This window comes from Streptomyces pseudovenezuelae (assembly GCF_029892565.1).
GTDB classification, from domain to species: Bacteria; Actinomycetota; Actinomycetes; order Streptomycetales; family Streptomycetaceae; genus Streptomyces; species Streptomyces pseudovenezuelae_A.
On record NZ_JARXVH010000012.1, the window covers coordinates 283,464 to 304,855 of the forward strand.

Below are 21,392 nucleotides of genomic sequence, written 5' to 3' on the forward strand. Positions count from 1 at the left end.
CCGTCCCGTACCGACCAAAGTCTCCAGACCAAAGTCTGTACGGCGCCGGTCGGCGACCGTTCTACATTTGTCGCTTGTGAGCGGTTACCGACGTGAGAAAACCATCGACCTCGGCATAGTGGTGCTGGCCCTCGTACTGTCGGCCGCCCTCTCCCTGGTCCAGATCAGGGGCGACCTGACGCTGAGCCCGGGCCTGGGTTCCGGCACCTGGCCGTTCGACCGGCTGACCTTCTCGTCGCCGCTGCTGCTCGGTTTCACCTGGGCGATCAACCCGATCTCCCTCATCGCCGTCGGCATGCTGTGGTGGCGCAGACGCCGGCCGACCGCGGTCGCCGTCGTGGCCATAGCCGCGGCGACGATCACCCCGGCCGTGGTGCCGCTGATCGTGGCGCTCTTCACGGTCGCGGCCCTCAAGCCCCCGCGCACCATCCTGACCATCGCCCTGCTGGCACTGCTGCCGATCCCCGTCCACTTCCTGACCAGCCCCTACGTCTCCGGAGTGCCGATCGCCAACGCGGTGATCCTGGCCGTCCTGATCGCCGCCGCGATCGGCTGGGGCCTGTTCGTCCGCTCCCTGAGCGAGCGCACCGAGCGGGCCGAGGCGGAGGCGGTGCTGCGGGCCCAGCGCGCCCAGCGGGAGGCCAGGGAGGACATCGCGCGGGAGATGCACGACGTCCTGGCCCACCGGCTCTCGCTGCTGAGCGTCCACGCGGGTGCGCTGGAGTTCAACGCCGGCGCGTCCGTGCAGGAGACCTCCCGCGCCGCCGCCGTGATCAGGGAGAGCTCGCACCAGGCTCTGGAGGATCTGCAGGTGGTGCTCCAGGTACTGCGGTCACCGGCCGCCGAGAAGGCCGTCGTCGCGGACGGCACCACCGCCACCCGCCCCGCACAGACCGGCCTCGCCGAGGTGCCCGACCTGGTCAGGGAGTCGCAGAACGCCGGGATGAAGGTCGACCTCGACATGGGCCGCGTCGGGCCGGGCGGCGGTCCGACGGGTATCGCCGGGCTCACGGCCTACCGGATCGTCCAGGAAGGGCTGACGAACGCCAGAAAGCACGCCCACGGTTCGCCGGTCAGGGTCACGGTCACGGTGGAGGGCGGCCCCGGCGACGGCCTCACCCTGGAGCTGACCAACCCAGCCGTACGAGGTGGCGCGCGCGACGGCATCCCGGGGGCCGGCCAGGGGCTGATCGGCCTCGCGGAGCGCGTCACGCTGGCGGGCGGCCGGTTCAGTCACGGCAAGGACGGAGCCGAGTACGTGCTGCGCGCCTGGCTACCCTGGCCGGCATGATCCGTGTGCTGCTCGTCGACGACGACCCGCTGGTCCGCTCAGGACTCCGGCTGATGCTCAGCGGCGCCGACGACATCGAGGTCGTGGCCGAGGCGGCGGACGGCGGCGAGGTGCTCGCACTGGTCGACGAGCACGCCCCCGACCTGGTGCTGATGGACATCCGGATGCCCGGCGTGGACGGCCTGGAGGCGACCAGGCTGCTCCGCGCCCGCGCCCACGCCGGTGAACCGGCGTCCGCACCAGCCGTCGTCATGCTCACGACCTTCAAGGACGACGAACAGATCCTCACCGCCCTGCGCGCCGGCGCGGCCGGTTTCCTGCTCAAGCACACCCCGCCCGCCGAGATCGTCGCGGCGGTGCGCCGGGTGAAGGCGGGCGAGCCGGTGCTCTCCCCCGCGGTGACCGAACAGCTCATCGCCCGGGTCACCCAGGGCGGCGACGGAACAGGCCCGCGCCGACCGGAGACCGCCGAGGCCCGCGTCCGGCTCGACCGCCTGGGCGACCGGGAACGGGAGGTCGCGGTGGCCGTGGGCCAGGGCAGGACCAACGCGGAGATCGCCGCCGAGCTGTACATGAGCGTGGCCACCGTCAAGGCCCACGTCTCCCACATCCTCACCAAGCTGGAACACACCAACCGGGTCCAGATCGCCCTGACCGTGCACTACGCCGGACTGGTCTGACCCTCCGCACACGGAACAGCCGGACCAGCCTGAACAGCCGGACCGGATCGAACAGTTGGAGACGAGACGCGACACCCAGCCCGGTCCCCCACGGCTCCTGGACCTCGCCGATCACAGCGGATCCGGCGTCACGCGGAATGACCGCGGGCCAGATCGCGGCACCCTGCTATCTCAGCTTCCAGGGCGACGGGTTGTGGTGGACCGAACCGCGCCCGCGAGAGAGGCGCGCGCAGGCTGGCGCCGCCGTGCGCCCACATTCCTGCCCGAGCTGCGCGAGGCCTTCGACGGAACTCCGTGAGCGGCACCGGGTACCTGGCGCCGAGCTGAGCATCTATCCCGACTCCGGTCACGGTGCTCTCTTCCAGCACCACGACCTGTTCGTCCAGCAGGTGCTGAACTTCCTTCGCGAGTAGGGGGTTTGACGGTATTCGCAGGACCGATCCCGACCTGCGGGACCGGGTTGGGGACTATGGTGGGGGACGGACGTCCCAGACCCTGGCGGCTCGTCGTAGATCGACACAGATGGCGCGGGGTGCGGACCTTTTTTTCGTCCGTGGCCCGGCGCATCCCTTGGAGGGAATCGGTTGGGTCCGCCGACCTGTACCACAGGCTTTCGGACCGGCCTTCGCTCCGCCTTCGCCGAACGTACGCCGCTACCGGCAGCGCACCGAGGGGGCCGGCATTCCCGGTGCCCCTCGTCAGCTGCCGCATGGTCTTCTGAACCGAGGCGTCATGCCCTTCCCGCAGCTCACCGTCTACCGTCATGACCGTAGGAAGCGGGCACTGATCACCCTGGCCGGTGAGATCGACCTGACATCGGCCCCGCTGGTGCGCACGGCGCTCGCGCAATGTCTGCGCGACGGTATCCACACCATCGACATCGACCTCACCTCCGTCACCTTCTGCGACTGCAGCGGCCTCAACGTCTTCCTGTACGCCGCGCAACGGGTCACCGTCGCGGGCGGAGCCCTGCGACTGCACCACCCGCCACCGACCCTGGACCTGATCCTCGACCTCACCGGCGCCGGATTCCTGCTCCTCGGCGACGAGTTCGGGCCACTCTCGCCTCCTCCCCGGGGTGCCCCGGTGCCGACCGTCCAGACCCCGGAACTCACCTTGGTCGGGCGGGAGTTGCTCGCGCCCGAGGCCCGGGCCCGGTGGTCGGGGTGAGGTCCGACAGCCGGTCGGCCCGCATCCAGCTGCTGGTCGCCGAGCAGGCGGCCCAGCGCGGTGGCCGGGTCGGCGTGGTGGACGTGTGCACCGCGGCCGTGGCCGCGCTCCCGGTCGGCGGGGCCGGGCTGTCGGCCATGTCCCGGACCGCGGGCAGCCATCCGCTGTGCAGCACCGACACCGTCAGCGAGCAACTGGAGGAACTGCAGCTCACCTTGGGCGAGGGGCCCTGCGTGGAAGCCTTCACGCAGGGCTCGGCCGTCCTCACCCCCGATCTGCTCTTCGGTCAACTCCAGGACCGCTGGAGCGTGTTCGCCGACGCGGCCCTGGAGGCCGGCGCCCGCGCGGTGTTCGCGCTGCCCCTGCAGATCGGGGCGATCAGCCCGGGCGTCCTGGACCTGTACGCCAATGTGCCGACCGTGCTGGGCCCGGAGCAACTGGCCGACGCGCTGGCCTTCGCCGACCTCGCGACCCTGCTCCTGCTCGACGCCCGGATCGACGAGACCGGTCCGTCGGACGGTGGTCCGTCGGACGGTGGTCCGTCGGGCGATGGTCCGTCGGGCGACGGTCCGTGGCCCGACCGGAACCTCGACGACCTCGGCGGCTACCGGGCCGAGATCGACCAGGCCACCGGCATCCTCACCGTCCAGCTCGGTGTCGGCATCGACGAGGCCTTCGTACGACTGCGCGCGCACGCCTACATGCGGGGCCGCCGGCTCGCCGACGTGGCCGCCGACGTGGTGGCCCACCGGCTCCGCTTCTCCCCGGAGCCGGAGCCGACCGACGAGAACCCACAAGGGTGTGCCTGATGAATCAGCAGCTCCTGGCCAAGACCTTCGTAGAGCTCGCGGACAACCTGGTCACCGACTTCGACCTGATCGACTTCCTGCGGCTGCTCACCGACCGCTGCGTGGGGCTGCTCGACGCGAGCGCCGCCGGGGTGCTGCTCGCCGACCGCGACGGCGCCCTGCACGTGATGGCCGCCTCCGACGAGCAGGCGCGGCTGCTGGAGCTCTTCCAGCTCCAGAACGACGAAGGCCCCTGCCTGGAGTGCTTCCACACCGGCGCACCCGTGCTCGTCCCCGACCTGAGCGCGGAGACCCTACAGTGGCCGCGGTTCGCGGTGGCGGCCCAGCGCAGCGGGTTCACCGCCGTACAGGCACTGCCGATGCGGCTGCGGGACGAGGTCGTCGGCGCCCTGAACCTCTTCCACGCCGAGCCCGGCCCCATCGAGCCGGCGGGCACCCTCATCGCGCAGGCCCTGGCCGACGTGGCCACCATCAGCCTGCTGCAGCAGCGCTCCACGCGCCGCAGCACGGTTCTCAACGAGCAGTTGCAGGCCGCGCTGAACAGCCGCGTGCTGATCGAGCAGGCCAAGGGGAAGCTCGCCGAACGCCAGGGCATCGACATGGAGCAGGCCTTCACCGCCCTGCGCGGCTACGCCCGCTCGCACAACCTCCGCCTGTCCGACCTGGCCCGCGCCTTCATCGACGGCTCGGAGCCCCTGCCCGGACTCGCGGCCTGACGCGGACGCCGTCAGCGGCGGGCCAGTTGGCGTTCGCCGGCCGCGCCGGGCTGGTAGGGCAGGCCGTAGTGCTTGAAGATCGCTTCCTCCTGCTCGGCGGGCAGTACGTCGTCGGTGCCGATCGACGGGGCCTGCTTCACCAGGGCCCGGGCGTAGCCGACGCGGACGTAGTCGGGCCCGACGGTCGCGTCCGCGAGGGGGACGAAGACCAGGCGGTGCCGCGTGGGCAGCCCGGTCCGTACCGTCGCCATGGCCGGTTCGTCGGTGCTGGTGTCCACGTACACGGCCTCCAGCACACCGATCTTGTGCGACTCCTCGTCGACGACATCGCGGTCGCGCCACTCTCGGACATCAGCTGCGTGAATCATGGTCTTTCCCTTCCGGACGATTGCTCCTCGGGTACCCCGTCACACCCTCGGTCCTCCGCGTAGAGCCGCCGCAGTGCGCGCCGCAGGCCGCGCCGCATCAGCCGCGGGAGCGGCTCGCCCTCCCAGGCGGCGACCAGGGCCGCGGCCACGTCCGGCACGTCGCTGTTGCACTGGCGCGCGACGTCCACCAGCAGATTCCTGGCCGGTGCGCGGCGGCAGGGGGCCAGGATCATCACCATGCCGCAGGCCCTGTCGACGTCCGTGCGGCCGGCCAGCGCCCGCCGCAGCCGACGGTTCTCGGCGCGCAGCGCCTCGACGTCCTGGTCCGCCGGATCCTCCTCCGTCGAGGGTTCGGTCCTCGACCCCCACCAGCCCTTGGGAAGCATGGCTGTGCGCTGCACTCCACCCACCTCTCACGTTTCCCGGTCGTCGACCGCGGACTTCGCGGTCTCGACGGTCGTCATCCGCGGGGTTCGTGGTCCCGACGGTCCTCTCGCTTCCAGCGCGCCCGGTGCTGCCGGCTGTAGCGGCGGGCCCAGCGGTCCTGCCGGTCGCGGCGCTGCTGGTAGTCCCGGTAGCCCTGGAGGTCGGACCCGTCGCCGCGGATCCAGCCGCCACCGCGATCGCGGCCGTAGCGGGTGGCGCCGAAGAGGAGCACGGCCGCGGCCACCCACCACAGAGGGCTGAGGAAGCCGAGGCCGAAGAGGATCAGGATGAGGATGAGAAGCAGGACGAACACGGTGGCCTCCCGGCACGGAACGAAGCGTCGCTGCCGGGGGCCGGGGCCTGTTCGACCAGCGTAGTCCTCGGCGGAGGGCGCCGGTAGCGAGCTCTGTCCGCCGCCTCACGGGGCGGTCACGTCGGAACTGTTCAGGGCACCGCCGCCGGACGGCACGGACGAGGCCGAGGTCTCGGGGGTGGGGCTGGATTCGGGAGTGGAGCTCTGGCTGGGCTCGGAGCCGGACCCGGTCTCCGGTGCCGCGCTCGCGTCCGGCGTGGTGGAGCCGCGGGGCTGCGGAGCCGTGCCGCTGGACGTGCCCGGGGTGAGGCTCGGCCTGGTCGTGGGGTGGGAGTCATCGGCCGAGCCGCCGCCCACCGAAGTGCCCTTGCCCGGCTCGTTCTTGACGACGGCGGAGACCGGCTTGCCCGCGATCAGCTCCACCGCGGTCACCGTGACCATCGCCAGCGCGAACACCAGGCCCGTCGCCAGCGCGTACTTCTTCCAGCCGAAGGTCTTCCGCAGGGAGCCGCCCCGATAGGTGGTGACCGACTCGCCCTCGGGAGCCACGAAAGGCGGTTCCTCGCCGGAGAGCAAGGCGTCGGGTGAAGGGTCGGGCGAGGGGTCGGGCGGTAACGCGAACGCCGCCCGGGCGTCCGCGCGCGCTTCGGCCCGTTCCTCGGTCGGTGTCTTCGGCACCCCCACCAGCGGCACCCGGCTGCGGATCTCCTCCCCCGTCCGTCGGAAGGCGTGCTGGAAGACCGCCGCGCCGGTGGTGGCGCTGGTGCTGACCACGGCGGCGCCGATGATCGTCCCGGTCACTCCCAGCAGGGACGCGAGAAACGCGCCCACCACCGTCGCGAGCGCGCTCGCCGCCACCTGTACGGCGGTCAGGTCGAGCACTTTGCGCTTCGGCGCCTGTCCTTCTTCTTTTCTGCGGTTCTCCACCGATATCCCTCAATGTCCCTGATGTCACTTGGTGTTTCCCGGAGCCCGACGGCCGTCGACCGCCGCTCTGCCGTCGCAGCCGTCGCGGCCGTCGCCGTGATGGCGAACACGTGACGGCGAACGGCGGGGGCCAGGCCGGGCGACAACGGGACGACTGCCCGGCTGCGGAGGTTTCACCTGCGATCAGTGGACACAACCGGTGGCTTTTCGGTCACACATGGCATTCGGCGGGGGCGCCACCGCACAGGACCGGGGACTATGCTGGCCGACGGACGCCCTGGACCCCGGTGAACACACCGCCTGCTGACCCTGGTTGCGGCGGGAGCGGACTTCTCGTGCTGGACCAGAGGGTGTGCACCATGAAGGAACAGCTCATGGCCCGGACGTTCGTCGAGCTGGCGGACAGTCTGGTCGCCGACTTCGACCTCGTGGACTTCCTGCGCCTGCTCACCGACCGCTGCGTCGACCTGCTCGACGCGAGCGCGGCGGGCGTCCTGCTCGCCGACCGCGACGGAGTGCTGCGCGTCATGGCCGCCTCCGACGAACGGGTGCGCCTGCTGGAGCTCTTCCAGCTCCAGAACCACGAAGGCCCCTGCCTGGACTGCTTCCACACCGGGGTCGCGGTCTCCGTGCCGGACCTGCGCGACGAGGCCGACCGCTGGCCGCTGTTCACCGCCCAGGCCCAGCGCATCGGCTTCTCCTCCGTCCAGGCGCTGCCCATGCGGCTGCGCGACGAGGTGGTCGGCGCCCTCAACCTCTTCCACACCACTCCGGTGCCCATCGACCCCGCCGACACCCCCTTCGCCCAGGCCCTCGCCGACGTCGCCACCATCAGCGTCCTGCAGCAACGCACCACGGAGCGCAGCACACTTCTCAACGAGCAGTTGCAGTCGGCCCTCAACAGCCGTGTCCTGATCGAGCAGGCCAAGGGCAAACTCGCCGAGCGCCGGCACACGGACATGGAGCAGGCCTTCTCCGCCCTGAGGTCCTACGCCCGCTCCCACAACCGCCGCCTGGCGGACGTGGCCCGCGCCTTCATCGACGAGACGGAACATCTCCCCGGCCTCAGCGCCGCGGCTTCCTGACCGGACTCAATCCCCTTTCCCCGACCTGGAGTTCACTTCGCTCCGGCCGCCGAGTCGCCGACGGCGACCCGCTCCCGGCGCCTCCGGGTCATGTCGTCCGCGGTCGCGCGCAGGGCGAGCCGGCGCGGGTAGACGGCCTCCAGCAGCGGACCCGTCATCGCGGTGGTCAGCAGAGCCATCACCACCATCAGCGAGTACAACCGCTCGTCCAGGATGCCGAGTTGGCGTCCGACGCTGAGAATGATCAGCTCGGTGAGGCCGCGGGTGTTCATCAGGACGGCCAGGGCGGAGGAGATACGGCGGTCGAGGCCGACGGCGAAGGCGCCCGCGTACGCGCCGACGAGCTTGCCGCCCGTCGCCACCAGCAGGATCAGCGCCAGTTGACCGAGGTCGGACCAGCCAAGGCCGGACAGGTCCACCTGCAGACCGGCGACGAGGAAGAAGACCGGAAGCAACAGTACGTTGTTGACGAGACCGACCCGCTCGTGCAGGTCGGCCCGCAGCCGCTCCGAGCCCGCGCGCGGGACGACGGCCCCGAAGAGGAACGCGCCGAAGATGAAGTGCAGCCCCATCCACTCGGTCGCCGCCCCGGACAGCAGCAGCCCGGCGAACACCGTGGCGAGCAGCACCGCGGTCGGCTGCGCGGCCACCGCCGGCCGTGCCAGCAGCCGCCCGAGCAGCCACCGCACGGGATAACACATCAGCAGCAGATACGGCAGGAAGAGCAGCGCCCGCTCGGGGTGCCCGCCCGGCGCGACGATCGCCACCACCACGGCGAGCAGCGACCAGGCCAGTACGTCGGCGACGGCGGCGCAGCACAGCGCCAGTGCGCCGAGGGGTGTGCGGTGCATGTCCCGGTCGGTGAGGATCCGTGCCAGCGCCGGGAACGCGGTGATGGACATGGCGGCGCCCATGAACAGGACGAACCCCGTGTGGTTGTCGCTGGGATGGCCGCGCAGCAGATACGCGCCGAGGGCCATGCCCAGGCCGCACGGCAGCAGGAGCGAGGCCAGCGAGACCGAGGCGGCGATCCGGCCGGTGCCGCGGACCAGGGTGCGGTCGAACTCCAGGCCGACCAGGAACATGAAGACGGCGACGCCGACCTCGGCCAGCGCGGCCAGGAACGGCCTGATGTCGGTCGGCAGCAGCGCGTGGGAGAGGGCCCCGCCGAACAGGGTCGGGCCGAGGAGGATGCCGGCCAGGATCTCGCCGATCACCGGGGGCTGGCCGAACCTGCGCGCCAACTGCCCGAGCAGACCGGCGGCGACGATGACGACGGCCAGACCCGTCAGCAGGGCGGCCGCTTGGGAGGAGGTCATGGCGGAGCGGACTCCTTAGGCCGGGGACCACGACGCCGATGGGCCTTCAGATGGTCGACCGGACGCACCGGCCGGCACCAGTGCGCGGCGGACGAAGCTGCCGATACAACGGATCAGCCGCGGCCGTTTGATTCGACGAACCCCTACATACCGATCATGACGGACGCCTGCGGAGTGTCCGCCGCAATCCCCTCTCGGTGACTGGTCGGCGAAGTCGGCGGCGGTGTTCGAACCTGTGAGCCCCGGGCACCGACGTTCCCACGGCCCCGGTGTGGGGCATCATCAACACCCGTCCCCCCATTCGCACTTCAGGGAGCCCCCACATGCTCCGCGGCATAGATGTCAGCGCGTACCAGTCCTCCACCTACAGCACGGCCGGCCTCTCCTTCGTCTTCATCAAGGCGACCGAGGGCCGCTCGTACGTCAACCCGAAGCTCTCGGCCCAGACCGCGCACGCCCGTGACGCGGGTCTGGTGGCCGGCTTCTACCACTTCCTGTGGCCCGGCAACCTCACCGCCCAGGCCGAGTACTTCGTCAAGCACGCCCCCGAGAAGGCGGGCGACATCCTCGCGGTCGACTGGGAGCGCAACAGCGAGGGCACCCACGCGAGCAACGCCGAGAAGGACAGTTTCATCCGCAAGGTGAAGGCACTGCGGCCCCACAACCGGGTCCTGCTGTACTGCAACCGCGACTTCTGGCTGAACATCGACACCACGTCGTACGCCGGCGACGGCCTCTGGATCGCCGACTACGTCACCGCCGCCAAGCCCCGCATCCAGGCCAAGTGGCGCTTCCACCAGTACAGCAGCGACCCGATCGACAAGGACGTCGCCGACTTCGCCGACAAGGCCGCGCTGAAGGCGTGGACGAAGGTCGGCTGACCGCGACTCAGCCCCGGAACTCCGGCGTGCGCTCCGGGCTCGCCTCGGCCAGTGCCTTGGTGACCGCCTCGACGCCTTCGCGCAGGCCGTAGACCGGGGTGCCCGGCTGCTGGCGCCAGGAGTCGTCGAGGCCGCCCGCGTCCACGGTGTCGAAGCCGAGCTCGTCGATCAGCGCCCGCACCTTCGCCTTGGCCGCCTCGTCGTCGCTCGCGACCGGCAGCGCGAGGCGGTCCTGGTCACCGGCCGGGCGGTGCCGGTCCAGGATGTCGGCGGCGTACGTGCCGTTGAAGGCCTTGACGACGGCGTGGCCGACCTGGCGTTCCGTCCAGCGGCTCTCGGTGAGTCCCTCGTCCTCGATCCCCGCGATCCGGCCGTCGCGGCTGCGGGGGTAGTAGTTGCCGGTGTCGATGACGGCGACCCCGTCGGCCGCCCCGTCCAGCACACCGGACGGCAGATCCGCCACGGCCTTCAGCGGAACCGTGATCACCACGACCTCGGCGCCCCGAGCGGCCTCCCCGACGGCCACCGGCCTCGCACCGGTCTCCTTCTCCAGCGCCGTGAGGGTCTGCGGGCCACGGGAGTTGGCCACGGAGACGTCGTGCCCGAGGGCGCTGAGCCGCCGGGTGAGGTTGCCGCCGATGTTCCCCGCGCCGATGATGCCGATCTTCATGACAGGCCCTTCCGAAGTCATTGCACGTGCATACGTCCGGGCGGCTTCAACTCCGGGAGATCCCGGACTATTCCATCGGCTGCGGCAAACGGGTGACGGCGCTCGACCAGGACGAACGGACATGACGAAGGGGCGCCCGCCCCGAAGGACGAACGCCCCCTGCACTCACGTCACTTGCTCAGGTAGGCCCAGAACTCGTCGAACGACAGGACCTTGTCCCCGTCGAGGTCGCGGGTCTTGATGATGGCCTCCGCGACCGTGTCGGTGACGTTCCAGTCGCCTCCCTGGGCGAGGGCGGTCTTGAACTCGGCCGCGGTGATGACGCCGTCACCGTCCGTGTCGATCCGCTGGAAATGCTTGCGTGCTTCCTCGATGTCCGCCACCGGATCCGCCCCTTCGTAACGCACTACTGCTTGTTGACGCAGGCCAGATTAACCGGCCGTGCGAGCACGCAGTGCGGCGACCACCCACGCGAACTCCGCACGGTGCGCGGCGGCGGGCCCTCCGCCCTTCACCGTGGCCAGCAACTCCCGGTACCGGGCGAGCCGGTCGTTGGACGCCGACTCCATCCGTTCGAGTACGACGGCCGGGTCGCCGCCGTCCCCCAGCACCTCCCGCAGGATCGCCTCGGCCTCCGGCGACTCGGGGGCGATGCCCCGCTCCCTGGCCTCCCCGCCCAGCTGCACCAGCCGCATGGGGAACCAGGTGGACCGCCCGCGGACGGCGACGCGGTCCTGGTCCGACATGTTGAACTCCATCACCTGCCGCATCTGCGACCGGAACTCCGGATCCTGGACCATCTCCGCCAGCTCCACCCAGGCGTCCACCTGCCCGGGGGTCGGATCGTCCGGCAGGTCCACCGCGATGGAGCGCATCCGCTCCTCGATGGCGGGATCCACCTGGTCGAGCCCGTGGAACAGCTCGTCCACGAACTCCTCCATGATCCGCCTCCGCTCGGCCGCCGACAGCCGTGCCAGTCTGTTCATCAGGGTCATCTCCTCCGCGGTCGAACCGCGTCGCGCCACGGACGACAGCACCGCACGGGTCACCTTCAGGGAACGGATCTGCGCGTCCAGCGCCAGCACGTGCGCCGCCGCGACCTCCGCGACCGACGTCTCGTCGGCCAGCACCTTGCGCACGTCGTCCAGACCGAGGCCCAACTCGCGCAGCGTGCGGATCAGTTCGAGGCGGGCGGCGCACTCGGCGTCGTAGAGCCGGTAGCCGCCGGCGGAGCGGGTCACCGGGGTGAGCACGCCCTCGTCCGACCAGTAGCGGATGGTGCGCACGGTCAGTCCGGTGGACCTGGCCAGTTCTCCGATGGTGAGAAGTCCGGTGCCGTCGTCGATCATGTCTGCGAGTGTGGGCCTTCCAGTGGGTGGAGACTCAAGGAGCACGGTGATGGAGACGTTGCGGGACATTCTCGACGCGGCGGCCCGTGGTGTCTTCCCGCCGGCGGACGGCGGTGCGACCGTCGTGCCGCAGGTGTCCGACCGGGACGCGGGCGTCCTCGCCTTCACCGCGCACGCCGTCGTCTTCACGGACGAGGACCCGCGATGGGTCCACGACACCTTGGCCCCCGTGGACTGCGACGCGCTGGCGGCGCCCATGAACCCGCGCTTCCTGACCGCCCTTCTGGAGCGGACGGGCCGTACGGCCGAGACCATCGACGCGATGCTGGTCGGCGCACCACTGCCGGGCGAACCGCCGCTCGCGCTGACGGAGATCACGGACGGCGACCATCCACGCATCGTGTACGCCCGCGGCCGGCGCGACGACGTGCGCGCATGGACCGCGGAGGGCGGGGTGCTGGTCATGGGGCGCGGGATCGCGGGCCGGCCGGAGGTCTCCGTCGAGGTGGCCCAGGACGTACGACACCGGGGGCTGGGGCGGCAGTTGGTGACCGCCGCCCGCCATCTCGTCACGGAGCCGCTGTGGGCGCAGGTCGCACCGGGGAACGCCCGCAGCATGCGGGCGTTCCTGGCGGCCGGCTATGTGCCGGTCGGCGCGGAGGCGCTGCTGCTGCGCGCCCCGCGCAACTGACCCTGTCCTAGCGGAAGACGCCGGTGTGGCCGAGTGAGTAGCGGCCCGGCTGCGGGTAGACGGCGAGGCCGTGCGGGCCGCTGCCGACCTTGACGCGGGCCAGCTGGGAGCCGGTGCGGGTGTCGACGGCGTACACCTCGGAGTTGTAACGACCCGACAGCCACAGGACCTTGCCGTCGGCCGAGACGCCGCCCATGTCGGGGCTGCCGCCGTCGGGCAGGTGCCACTTCTTGGTGAGCCTGTCCTCGGTGAAGTCGAAGATGGAGATGGTGCCTTCGCCGCGGTTGGAGATGTACATCTCGCGCGAGTCCCGGCTGACGTAGAGGCCGTGGCAGCCCTTGCCGGTGCGCAGGAAGGACGGCTTGCCGAACTTCTCGCCGTCCAGGACCCACATGCCGTCGGCCATCATGTCGGCGATGTAGAACTTCCTGCCGTCCGGGGAGATCTTGACGTCCTGCGGCATCGCGCCGTCGTACGGGAGCTTCTGTTGTCCGACGACCTTCATCTTCTCGGTGTCGACCTTGAGCAGTTCGCCGCTGAACTCGCAGGAGACGATGAAGTAGCGGCCGTCCAGGGAGAAGTCGGCGTGGTTGACGCCGTAGCAGCTGACCGGGACGGTCTTCATGCGCTTCATGGTGTGCGCGTCGCGGAAGACGAGTTCGCGGTCGAGGGAGGCCATGACGATCGCGTACCTGCCGTTGGGCGTGAAGTAGAGGTTGTACGGGTCGTGCACGTCGACCGTCCTGCCGGCCTTCCCGGTCATGGGGTCGATGGGGGTGAGGGTGTTGCCCCGGTCGTTGTTGACCCACAGCGTCTTCATGTCCCAGGAGGGCACGACGTGTTGGGGCTGCGCGCCGACCGGGATGGTCTCGATCACCTTGTACGTCTTGGGGTCGATGACCGAGACGGTGTTGGAGTTGGTGTTGGGGACGTAGACGCGGGACGGGAAGTCCTTGACCACCGGGGAGAGCTTGTTGGGGCGGTCGGCCGCGTAGACGTCCTTCGGGTCGAGGACCGGCGGCATGCCGGGCAGGCCCTGAACGACGGCCTTCTTCTCCGCCCGGGCGGGCGGGACGGCGGCCTTGGTGCCGAGGGCCTCGTTCTCGTGGGCGCGGGTGCCGGTGCCGCAGGCGGCGAGGCCGGCGAGCGCGGCGCCCACGAGAAGGGCGCGGGTGAGGGAAGTGCCGGGGGTGCGGTGCATCAGCTGAACAGCTCCGTCGTGGTCACCGCGGTCAGGCCGCGGCGGTCGAGTTCTTCCAGTACGGCGGGGAGGGCGGCGACCGTGTCCGGGTAGCCGAAGTGCAGGCTCACCACGGATCCTGCGCGGACCTCGCCGAGGACCTGGCGGGTGACGGCGGCTGCGCCGGGCCGCGTGTAGTCGAGGGAGTCGACGTCGTAGGACAGGACGTGCGGGTAGCCGGCGCGGGCGGCGAGGCGGGTGACCAGCGGGGAGGCGCGGGGTGCGCGCGACGGGCGGAACCAGGTGCCGATCGACCCGGTGAGGCGCTTCAGGCGGTCGGCGCAGCCGGTGATCTCGGCGAGGGCGTCGGCCTCCGACATGGCGTTGATGTCGATGTGGCGCTGGGTGTGGTTGCCGAGGTCGTGGCCGCCGTCGAGGATGCGGCGGGCCAGGTCCGGGTGGGCGTCCAGCCAGGTGCCGACGGCCAGCACGGTGACATGGGCGCCGTGGCGTTCGGCCTCGGTGAGGAGGCTGCGGGCGATGGCGGGGTCGCCCTGGCCGTGGAAGGTGAGGGCTACGCGGGGGTGGGTGCGGGGGCCGTGGGTGAGCTGTGCGGGTTGGCCCGGGTAGTGGCGGGGGGCGGGGACGCGCGCTGGCTCGGCGGAGGTGGGGTGCGCGGAGGGGGCGGGGTGAGCGGGGTGGGCGACGGCACCACTCGTGGCACAGCCCGCGGTGAACGCGCCTGCGGCGAGAAGACCGGCGCGGATCGCCGTCCGGCGGTTGGTCGGGGTCACCGCACCATTTAAGGGGGGTCGGCCATAAAAACCGCCTATTTACCCGATTGGCACCTTTTACGAGTCGTACCCGTACTCACCTGTCGGCGACCCGCATCTCGAACCATGTCGTCTTGCCGCGCGGCAGGAGGTCGACTCCCCAGCGGTCCGAGAGTTTGTCGACGAGGAACAGGCCCCGGCCGCTTATGTCGGTCACCTGGACCGGCATCAGACACGGCAGCCCGCGTGACGGGTCGCGGACCTCGATGCGGATCCAGCCCCGGCGGCGGCGCATGCGGAGCCCGAAGACTCGGGCGCCGGTGTGCCGGACGGCGTTGCCGACGAGTTCGGAGACGAGTAAGACGGCGTCTTCCGTCATCTTCGGCGTCAGGCCCCAGTGCCGGAGGACGATGACCTGGGTGAGGCGGCGGGCCGTGGCGGCGGACTCGGGGCGGGACGGCAGCGGGACCTCGGCCTCGGTCGGGTTTCCGAACAACTCCAGCGCCTTCAGCGCCCGTTCGTCCTCGACCGCGGGCGACCAACGCGCCGCGGTCGCACGGCCGTTTCCCCGCGGCTGTTCCATGCCTTCCAGCCCCGCCATGCCCCCATCATGGCCGCCCGGCACGCCCGCCGGGGCCGTTCCGCTGGAATACGCCCCCCGGAATCCACCGTTCCGATTGGGGCGTTCGGCATATGTCAGCGGCAGTTCGGATGTCCTGACGGCCCGTCTGAGCTGCGGTGAAGGCTCTGCTGGAGGCAATCGACGGACTCCCTCGACAAGACAGACTTAAGGTTGCTTTAAGGCTCCCATAAACCGCCCCATCGAGGGACCCGAATCAGACACCGCGTCAATTGCAAGGGGCTCAGAGGAACTTTGCCTTGCCGGGACCCTCCTCCACGAAGCTCCGCATCCCCCGCTCACGGTCCTCCGTGGCGAACAGACCCGCGAACCAGTTCCGTTCGACGGCGAGCCCGGTCTCGATGTCCGTCTCCAGGCCGGTGTCGATCGACTCCTTCGCGGCACGCAGCGCGATCGCCGGCCCCTGCGCCAGCTTCGCCGCCCACATGTGCGCGGCGCCGTACACCTCGTCGGCCGGCACCACCCGGTCCACCAGACCCAGCGTCAACGCCTCGTCCGCCTTGACCATCCGGCCCGTGAAGATCAGGTCCTTCGCCTTGGACGGGCCGATCAGCCGGGCCAGCCGCTGGGTGCCGCCCGCGCCCGGGATCAGGCCGAGCAGGATCTCGGGCTGGCCGAGCTTGGCGTTGTCGGCGCAGATCCGGAAGTCCGCGCAGAGCGCGAGCTCGCAGCCGCCGCCCAGCGCGTACCCCGTGACGGCCGCGACCACCGGCTTGGGGATGCGGGCCACCGCCGTGAACGAGTCCTGCAGGGCGCGGGAGCGCAGGATCATCCCCGCGTGGTCCATGTTCTGCATCTCCTTGATGTCCGCGCCCGCCGCGAACACCTTCTCCCCGCCGTAGATCACCACGGCCCGTACGTCCTCGCGCCGGGTCGCCTCCTCGGCCAGCTCCTTGAGCCGGTCCTGCGTGGCGACGTCCAGCGCGTTCATCGGCGGGCGGTCGAGACGGATCGTGCCGACGCCCTCGGCGACTTCGAGATTCACGGTCATGCAGGCAGGTTAGAGGGGCGGACGACATCGGGCCCGGTGCCGTGAGTCACAGCACCGGGCCCGCAGGTCTAGCCGACCGTCACGACTTCCACTTGGCCCACGACATGTTCCAGCCGTTGAGCCCGTTGTCGGCCGCCACGGTCGCGTCGTTGGAGTTCTTCACGACCACGACGTCACCGATCATCGAGTGGTTGAAGAACCACGCGGCGGACACGGTCTTGCTGTAGCCGCCCTTGACGTCCTGGAGGCCGATGCAGCCGTGGCTGGCGTTGTAGTTGCCGAAGGCGCCGCCGCCCCAGTAGTTGCCGTGGATGAAGGTGCCGGAGTCGGTCAGGCGGGTGGCGTGCGGGACGTCCTTGATGTCGTACTCGCCGCCGTAGCCGACCGTCTCACCGTTCATCCGGGTCACTTCGAGCTTCTGGCTCATGACCATCTGGCCGTTCCAGGTGTCGTAGCCGGGCTTGCCGGTGGTGACCGGGATGGTCTTGACGGTCCGGCCGTCCTGGGTGACCTTCATCGTGTGCTTCTTGGCGTCCACGACGGAGACCTGGTTGCGGCCGATGGTGAACTTGACCGTCTTGGCCTGCTTGCCGTAGACGCCCGACCGGCCCTCGACGCCGTCGAGGTCGAGCTTGACGGTGACCTTCGTACCGGACTTCCAGTACTTCTCCGGGCGGAAGTCGAGGCGGTCGTTGCCGAACCAGTGGCCCTCGACGTCGACGGCCGGCTCGGTCGTGATGCTGATCGCCTTCGTCACGTCCTCCGGGTTGGTGATGCCCCGGGTGAAGCGGATCGAGAACGGCATCCCGACGCCGACCGTGGAGCCGTCCTCGGGAGTGAAGTTGCCGATGAAGGTGTTCGCCGGGGTCAGCGTGGTGAAGCTGGAGTCCTCGGCGGCGACCCGGCCCTTGGCGTCCTTGGCGACCGCGTGCACCGTGTACTTGGTGGCCGCGGCCAGGTGGGTGGCCGGCGCCCAACTCGCCCCACCGGCGGCTATCTTCCCGGACACCGCGGTGCCCTTGGCGTCCTTGACCTCGACCTGCGTCAACGTGCCCTTGCTGGCGCTGATCCTGAGAGCGCCGTTGGTGTCGACGGACTTCGCGCCGTCCTTGGGGGCGATGGCGACGACCGCCTCGGACTGCTTGGTCTCCGCGGTACTCGCCGCGTCCTTCCCCTTGCTGTCGCCCGACCCGGAACCGGAGTCCGAGCCGCCCCCTCCACACGCGGTGAGAGTCACCAGCAGCACTCCCAGAACCAGTGCCGGCAGTTTTCTGCTCCCACGCTCGCGTGCGTCAACCGACGCCCCCGATATCGGCCGCACGTTCAACTCGTTCTCCCCTCGCCGGGCCTGGTCAGGCCCGCACCCCGGCGCGTTCGACGCGCACATTGGCGCATATTAACCGCAAGGTTTTGGGGAAGTTGTGAGCCGAAGGTCACCGTTCAGTCGCAACATCGGCCTTCGCCCACTCCGCCCCGACCCGGCCCCTCACCGGGTCACTTCACCGCACTGCCCGCTTTCCACTCCTTCCAACCCATGTTCCACCCTCCGAGCCCGTTGTCGGGAGCGACCTTTTTGTCGTTGCTGCGGACGACCTCGACGACGTCCCCGATCAGGCTGCGGTCGAAGAACCAGCCCGCGGGGGTGTCGGAGCCGCCGCCCTTGACGTCCCTGAGCCCCACGCACCCGTGGCTGACATTGACCTTGCCGGGGGCGTTCGGCGCCCAGTAGTTGCCGTGCAGGAAGGTGCCGGAGTCGGTCAGACGCATGGCGTGCGGCACGTCGGGGATGTCGTACTCACCGCCGAAACCGACCGTGCGGCTGTTCATGCGGGTCACGTCGAGCATCTCCGTCACCACCATCTTCCCGTTGTAGGTGGTGGTCCTCGGCGCCCCGGCCGTGATGGGCACGGTGGCCAGCAGTTCGCCGTCCCGCCGCACCTGCATGGTGTGCCGGGCCGCGTCGACCAGCGAGACCTGGCTGCGGCCGACGGTGAAGGAGAACGTCTTGTACTGCAGCCCGTAGACCCCGCTCGCGCCCTCGACGTCGCGCAGCCGCAGGGAGACGGTGACCCGGGTGCCGGGCCTCCAGTACTTCTCGGGGCGGAAGTCGAGGCGGTCCCTGCCGAACCAGTGCGGGCGGATCTCGGCGGCCGGCCGGGAGGTGACGTGGACGGCGCGCTCGACGGCGACGCGGTCGGCGATCTCCCGGTTGAACTCCAGGGAGACGATCATGCCGGTGCCGACGGTGGAGCGGTTCTCGGGGGTGACGTACCCGATGAAGCGCTCGTCGGGGACGTACGTCGTGAAGGTGGTGTGCCGGGCCGAGCGGCGGCCGTGGCCGTCCAGGGCCACCGCGTCGACCGTGTACTTGGCGGCCAGCGCGAGCTTCGGCTCGTCGGGCTCCCAGCGCAGGCCGTCGTCGGAGATGTGCCCGGCCACCTCCGACTCCTGCGCGTCCTGTGCCTCGACGACCCGCACCGACTCCAGACGCCCGCTGGGCACCCGTACCCGGAGTGTCTCCTCGGGCGTCACGCCCTTGCTCGCGTCGTCCGGGGAGATGCGGATGACGTCCTCCGGGGCGGGTGCCTTGCCGAAGGCCCCGCCGATGTCGATGCCGCCGTCGGCGTCCGAGGAGCAGCCGGCGGCTCCGGCCAGCAGCCCTGCCCAGGTCAGTAGGGCGGCCAGCGCGGCCCCCGCGCGCCGAGCGCGCCCGTGTACGTGCCTCACGGCGTGACAACGACAGGGGTCGCCCGGGGAAACGTGAGTGCGACGCAAGCTCTGGGCAGAACAGTGGGGAGGACGACAGGCAAGGACGCGCCCGGTCGGGACGCCGTACGCTCCTTTCCCCGTCGTCCCACGAGCCGTGGGAGGCTGACAGGTGTCCAGCGCAGCCGAGCGGGAGGCGGTGGCGGCGGAGCTCGCCGCTCCGGCCGCCGTGGTGAACGGGTCCCGGCGCAGGACGCCGGGCGTGCCCGTGCGGCCCGGTGCGTCGATGCCGTTGGGGGCCCGGTTCCGGGTGGGCTCCGACGGGGTGGCGGGCACCAACTTCGCGCTGTGGGCGGGCGGGGCGGAGGCGGTCGAGCTGTGTCTGTTCGACGAGCGGGGCAAGGAGACACGGGCCCGGCTGACCGAGCTGACGCACGAGATCTGGCACGGCTTCGTGCCGGGCGTGCTGCCCGGACAGCGCTACGGCTACCGGGTGCACGGCCGCTGGGACCCGTGGACGGGCGGTCGCTGGAACCCGGCGAAGCTGCTGCTCGACCCGTACGCGCGCGCGGTGGACGGCGACTTCGGCCTGCCGCCGGAGGTGTACGGGCATGTCCGCGACTGGCCGCAGCAGCAGGTCGCCGACACCGTCCGCGACGACCGCGACTCGGCGCCGTTCGTCCCCAAGGGCGTCGTCGTCCACGACGACGACGAGTGGGAGGACGACCGCCGCCCCAAGACCCCGTGGGCCGACTCGGTCATCTACGAACTGCACGTGCGCGGCTTCACGGCCCTGCACCCGGAGATACCGGAGGAACTGCGCGGCACGTACGCGGGGTTGGCACACCCGGCAGCCATCGAGCACTTGGTGAAGCTGGGCGTGACGGCGGTGGAGCTGCTGCCGGTGCACCAGTTCGCGCACGAGGATCACCTGCTGCGGCGCGGCCTGAAGAACTACTGGGGCTACAACTCCATCGGCTACTTCGCCCCGCACGCCGGGTACGCCGCCTCCGGTACGACGGGACAGCAGGTCGGCGAGTTCAAGCGCATGGTGCGCGCGCTGCACGCGGCCGGCATCGAGGTCATCCTCGACGTCGTCTACAACCACACGGCCGAGGCGGGCGAACACGGCCCCACCCTCTCCCTCAAGGGCATCGACAACCGCGGCTACTACCACCTCCAGTCCGACGCCCGCCGCTACGCCGACTACACCGGCTGCGGCAACACCCTCCACGTCGTCCAGCCGCACGTCCTGCGCCTGATCACCGACTCGCTGCGCTACTGGGTGACCGAGATGGGCGTGGACGGCTTCCGTTTCGACCTCGCGGCGGCGCTGGCCCGCTCGATGCACGACGTCGACATGCTGTCCCCGTTCCTCGCGGTCATCGCGCAGGACCCGGTGCTGCGGCGCGTGAAGCTGATCGCCGAGCCGTGGGACGTGGGGTCGGGCGGCTACCAGGTGGGCGCCTTCCCGCCCCTGTGGACGGAGTGGAACGACCGCTACCGCAACGCCGTACGGGACTTCTGGCGCGGCGCGCTGCCCGACGTACGGGACCTCGGCTACCGCCTGTCGGGCTCCAGCGACCTGTACGCGTGGGGCGGTCGGCGGCCGTACGCGTCGGTCAACTTCGTGACCGCGCACGACGGTTTCACCCTGCGGGACCTGGTCTCCTACGAGCGCAAGCACAACGAGGCGAACGGCGAGAACAACCGGGACGGCACCGACGACAACCGCTCGTGGAACTGCGGCACCGAGGGCGAGAGCACCGACGAGCGCGTACTGGCGCTGCGGCGACGGCAGTTGCGGAACCTGCTGACCACCCTGCTGCTGTCGACGGGCGTGCCGATGCTGGTCGCGGGCGACGAACTGGGGCGCACGCAGCGGGGCAACAACAACGCGTACTGCCAGGACAACGAGATCAGTTGGGTCGACTGGAGCCTGCTGGAGGACCCCGGCTGGAAGGCCCTGTCCGGGCTCACCGCCCGGCTGATCGACCTGCGCCACCGGCACCCGGTGCTGCGCCGCCGCGCCTTCTTCTCCGGCCGCGCCCACGGCGTGGACGGCCTGCGCGACCTGGCCTGGTTCACGGCCCGCGGCACGGAGATGACGGAACGGGACTGGTACGCCCCCGCCGCCACCCTCGGCATGTACCTCTCCGGGCGCGACATCCCCGGCCGCGACGAACGCGGCGACCCGATCATCGACGACAGCTTCCTCGCCGTCCTGCACGCGGGCGACCGCCCGGTGAGCTTCGTACTGCCGGGGTCGCCGTGGGCGGAGCGGTACGAGGTGGTCGTCGACACGTCGAAGGAGGAGCAGGAGGAGGCGCCGGGGGTGGTGCACCGGGCGGGGTCGGCGATCACGGTGCCGGCGCGGGCCGTGCTGTTGCTGAGGGTGGAGTGAGGT

General features: G+C 70.7%; 23 protein-coding genes. 9 read left to right on the forward strand and 14 right to left on the reverse strand.

All coding sequences use genetic code 11. The annotated features are described in order from the left end of the window. The first annotated feature begins 76 nt into the window (after nt 1–76). The 5 genes from M2283_RS33860 to M2283_RS33880 all read left to right on the forward strand — a co-directional run bounded on the left by M2283_RS33860 (nt 77) and on the right by M2283_RS33880 (nt 4,666). Nucleotides 77–1,291, forward strand: a complete 1,215-nt coding sequence (locus M2283_RS33860) for a sensor histidine kinase (protein WP_280880276.1) — start codon at nt 77–79, stop codon at nt 1,289–1,291. After that, nucleotides 1,288–1,971, forward strand: a complete 684-nt coding sequence (locus tag M2283_RS33865; protein ID WP_280880277.1) for a response regulator transcription factor — start codon at nt 1,288–1,290, stop codon at nt 1,969–1,971. The genes M2283_RS33860 and M2283_RS33865 overlap by 4 nt, the downstream gene beginning before the upstream one ends. A gap of 732 nt (nt 1,972–2,703) precedes the next feature. Next, complete coding sequence (locus M2283_RS33870; RefSeq protein WP_280880278.1) at nt 2,704–3,141, forward strand: STAS domain-containing protein; 438 nt, start codon at nt 2,704–2,706, stop codon at nt 3,139–3,141. Further along, nucleotides 3,138–3,950, forward strand: coding sequence for a GAF and ANTAR domain-containing protein (locus M2283_RS33875; protein WP_280880279.1), 813 nt, complete (start codon nt 3,138–3,140; stop codon nt 3,948–3,950). The genes M2283_RS33870 and M2283_RS33875 overlap by 4 nt, the downstream gene beginning before the upstream one ends. Beyond that, on the forward strand, nt 3,950–4,666 hold the full coding sequence (locus M2283_RS33880; protein ID WP_280880280.1) for a GAF and ANTAR domain-containing protein: 717 nt from the start codon (nt 3,950–3,952) through the stop codon (nt 4,664–4,666). The genes M2283_RS33875 and M2283_RS33880 overlap by 1 nt, the downstream gene beginning before the upstream one ends. Nucleotides 4,667–4,677: 11 nt before the next feature. On the opposite strand, the gene M2283_RS33885 is transcribed toward M2283_RS33880, so the two are convergent. From M2283_RS33885 to M2283_RS33900, 4 genes are all read right to left on the reverse strand, one after another. Beyond that, nucleotides 4,678–5,034, reverse strand: a complete 357-nt coding sequence (locus M2283_RS33885) for a PRC-barrel domain-containing protein (protein WP_280880281.1) — start codon at nt 5,032–5,034, stop codon at nt 4,678–4,680. Further along, complete coding sequence (locus M2283_RS33890) at nt 5,031–5,435, reverse strand: ANTAR domain-containing protein (protein ID WP_280880282.1); 405 nt, start codon at nt 5,433–5,435, stop codon at nt 5,031–5,033. Before M2283_RS33890 ends, M2283_RS33885 begins: the two co-directional genes overlap by 4 nt. A gap of 59 nt (nt 5,436–5,494) precedes the next feature. Then, a complete protein-coding gene (locus tag M2283_RS33895) occupies nt 5,495–5,773 on the reverse strand; it encodes a hypothetical protein (protein WP_280880283.1) in 279 nt (92 codons plus the stop codon). A gap of 105 nt (nt 5,774–5,878) precedes the next feature. Then, a complete protein-coding gene (locus M2283_RS33900; RefSeq protein ID WP_280880284.1) occupies nt 5,879–6,700 on the reverse strand; it encodes a hypothetical protein in 822 nt (273 codons plus the stop codon). A 359-nt stretch (nt 6,701–7,059) separates the two neighbouring features. Here M2283_RS33900 and M2283_RS33905 point away from each other — a divergent pair, with 359 nt between their 5' ends. Then, nucleotides 7,060–7,785, forward strand: coding sequence for a GAF and ANTAR domain-containing protein (locus M2283_RS33905; protein ID WP_280880285.1), 726 nt, complete (start codon nt 7,060–7,062; stop codon nt 7,783–7,785). 32 nt (nt 7,786–7,817) lie between these two features. Here the strand turns inward: M2283_RS33905 and M2283_RS33910 are convergent, their stop codons facing one another. Next, nucleotides 7,818–9,104, reverse strand: coding sequence for a cation:proton antiporter (locus tag M2283_RS33910; protein ID WP_280880286.1), 1,287 nt, complete (start codon nt 9,102–9,104; stop codon nt 7,818–7,820). Between the two features lie 323 nt (nt 9,105–9,427). Here M2283_RS33910 and M2283_RS33915 point away from each other — a divergent pair, with 323 nt between their 5' ends. Next, a complete protein-coding gene (locus M2283_RS33915) occupies nt 9,428–9,985 on the forward strand; it encodes a glycoside hydrolase family 25 protein (RefSeq protein WP_280880287.1) in 558 nt (185 codons plus the stop codon). A 7-nt stretch (nt 9,986–9,992) separates the two neighbouring features. On the opposite strand, the gene M2283_RS33920 is transcribed toward M2283_RS33915, so the two are convergent. The 3 genes from M2283_RS33920 to M2283_RS33930 form a co-directional block, all read right to left on the reverse strand. Further along, nucleotides 9,993–10,676: an NADPH-dependent F420 reductase gene (locus M2283_RS33920; protein ID WP_432423165.1), complete on the reverse strand. Its 684-nt coding sequence runs from the start codon at nt 10,674–10,676 to the stop codon at nt 9,993–9,995. A 149-nt stretch (nt 10,677–10,825) separates the two neighbouring features. Continuing rightward, complete coding sequence (locus tag M2283_RS33925; protein WP_280880289.1) at nt 10,826–11,038, reverse strand: EF-hand domain-containing protein; 213 nt, start codon at nt 11,036–11,038, stop codon at nt 10,826–10,828. A gap of 48 nt (nt 11,039–11,086) precedes the next feature. Continuing rightward, on the reverse strand, nt 11,087–12,004 hold the full coding sequence (locus M2283_RS33930; RefSeq protein WP_280880290.1) for a MerR family transcriptional regulator: 918 nt from the start codon (nt 12,002–12,004) through the stop codon (nt 11,087–11,089). Nucleotides 12,005–12,053: 49 nt separating this feature from the next. Here M2283_RS33930 and M2283_RS33935 point away from each other — a divergent pair, with 49 nt between their 5' ends. Then, a complete protein-coding gene (locus M2283_RS33935) occupies nt 12,054–12,695 on the forward strand; it encodes a GNAT family N-acetyltransferase (RefSeq protein WP_280880291.1) in 642 nt (213 codons plus the stop codon). A 7-nt stretch (nt 12,696–12,702) separates the two neighbouring features. On the opposite strand, the gene M2283_RS33940 is transcribed toward M2283_RS33935, so the two are convergent. The 6 genes from M2283_RS33940 to M2283_RS33965 form a co-directional block, all read right to left on the reverse strand. Then, nucleotides 12,703–13,896, reverse strand: a complete 1,194-nt coding sequence (locus tag M2283_RS33940) for a YncE family protein (RefSeq protein ID WP_280880292.1) — start codon at nt 13,894–13,896, stop codon at nt 12,703–12,705. Beyond that, nucleotides 13,896–14,669, reverse strand: a complete 774-nt coding sequence (locus M2283_RS33945) for a polysaccharide deacetylase family protein (protein ID WP_280880293.1) — start codon at nt 14,667–14,669, stop codon at nt 13,896–13,898. Before M2283_RS33945 ends, M2283_RS33940 begins: the two co-directional genes overlap by 1 nt. Nucleotides 14,670–14,745: 76 nt before the next feature. Continuing rightward, nucleotides 14,746–15,354: an ATP-binding protein gene (locus tag M2283_RS33950; protein ID WP_280880324.1), complete on the reverse strand. Its 609-nt coding sequence runs from the start codon at nt 15,352–15,354 to the stop codon at nt 14,746–14,748. 157 nt (nt 15,355–15,511) lie between these two features. Further along, complete coding sequence (locus tag M2283_RS33955; protein WP_280880294.1) at nt 15,512–16,279, reverse strand: enoyl-CoA hydratase/isomerase family protein; 768 nt, start codon at nt 16,277–16,279, stop codon at nt 15,512–15,514. Between the two features lie 79 nt (nt 16,280–16,358). Beyond that, on the reverse strand, nt 16,359–17,606 hold the full coding sequence (locus M2283_RS33960) for a L,D-transpeptidase (RefSeq protein ID WP_280880295.1): 1,248 nt from the start codon (nt 17,604–17,606) through the stop codon (nt 16,359–16,361). Nucleotides 17,607–17,773: 167 nt separating this feature from the next. Next, the gene (locus M2283_RS33965) at nt 17,774–19,006 is read right to left on the reverse strand and encodes a L,D-transpeptidase (protein WP_280880296.1); all 1,233 of its coding nucleotides are present in this window, start codon (nt 19,004–19,006) and stop codon (nt 17,774–17,776) included. Between the two features lie 151 nt (nt 19,007–19,157). On the opposite strand from M2283_RS33965, the gene glgX reads away from it, so the two are divergent. Then, nucleotides 19,158–21,389, forward strand: a complete 2,232-nt coding sequence (gene glgX, locus M2283_RS33970) for a glycogen debranching protein GlgX (RefSeq protein ID WP_280880297.1) — start codon at nt 19,158–19,160, stop codon at nt 21,387–21,389. Nucleotides 21,390–21,392: the final 3 nt, after the last annotated feature.

Bases quoted from the DNA above. Each gene is read 5' to 3' on its own strand.
- M2283_RS33865 (WP_280880277.1), top strand. From the start codon at position 1,288: ATGATCCGTGTGCTGCTCGTCGACGACGACCCGCTGGTCCGCTCAGGA.
- M2283_RS33870 (WP_280880278.1), top strand. From the start codon at position 2,704: ATGCCCTTCCCGCAGCTCACCGTCTACCGTCATGACCGTAGGAAGCGG.
- M2283_RS33880 (WP_280880280.1), top strand. From the start codon at position 3,950: ATGAATCAGCAGCTCCTGGCCAAGACCTTCGTAGAGCTCGCGGACAAC.
- M2283_RS33885 (WP_280880281.1), bottom strand. From the start codon at position 5,034: ATGATTCACGCAGCTGATGTCCGAGAGTGGCGCGACCGCGATGTCGTC.
- M2283_RS33905 (WP_280880285.1), top strand. From the start codon at position 7,060: ATGAAGGAACAGCTCATGGCCCGGACGTTCGTCGAGCTGGCGGACAGT.
- M2283_RS33910 (WP_280880286.1), bottom strand. From the start codon at position 9,104: ATGACCTCCTCCCAAGCGGCCGCCCTGCTGACGGGTCTGGCCGTCGTC.
- M2283_RS33915 (WP_280880287.1), top strand. From the start codon at position 9,428: ATGCTCCGCGGCATAGATGTCAGCGCGTACCAGTCCTCCACCTACAGC.
- M2283_RS33920 (WP_432423165.1), bottom strand. From the start codon at position 10,676: ATGACTTCGGAAGGGCCTGTCATGAAGATCGGCATCATCGGCGCGGGG.
- M2283_RS33930 (WP_280880290.1), bottom strand. From the start codon at position 12,004: ATGATCGACGACGGCACCGGACTTCTCACCATCGGAGAACTGGCCAGG.
- M2283_RS33935 (WP_280880291.1), top strand. From the start codon at position 12,054: ATGGAGACGTTGCGGGACATTCTCGACGCGGCGGCCCGTGGTGTCTTC.
- M2283_RS33940 (WP_280880292.1), bottom strand. From the start codon at position 13,896: ATGCACCGCACCCCCGGCACTTCCCTCACCCGCGCCCTTCTCGTGGGC.
- M2283_RS33955 (WP_280880294.1), bottom strand. From the start codon at position 16,279: ATGACCGTGAATCTCGAAGTCGCCGAGGGCGTCGGCACGATCCGTCTC.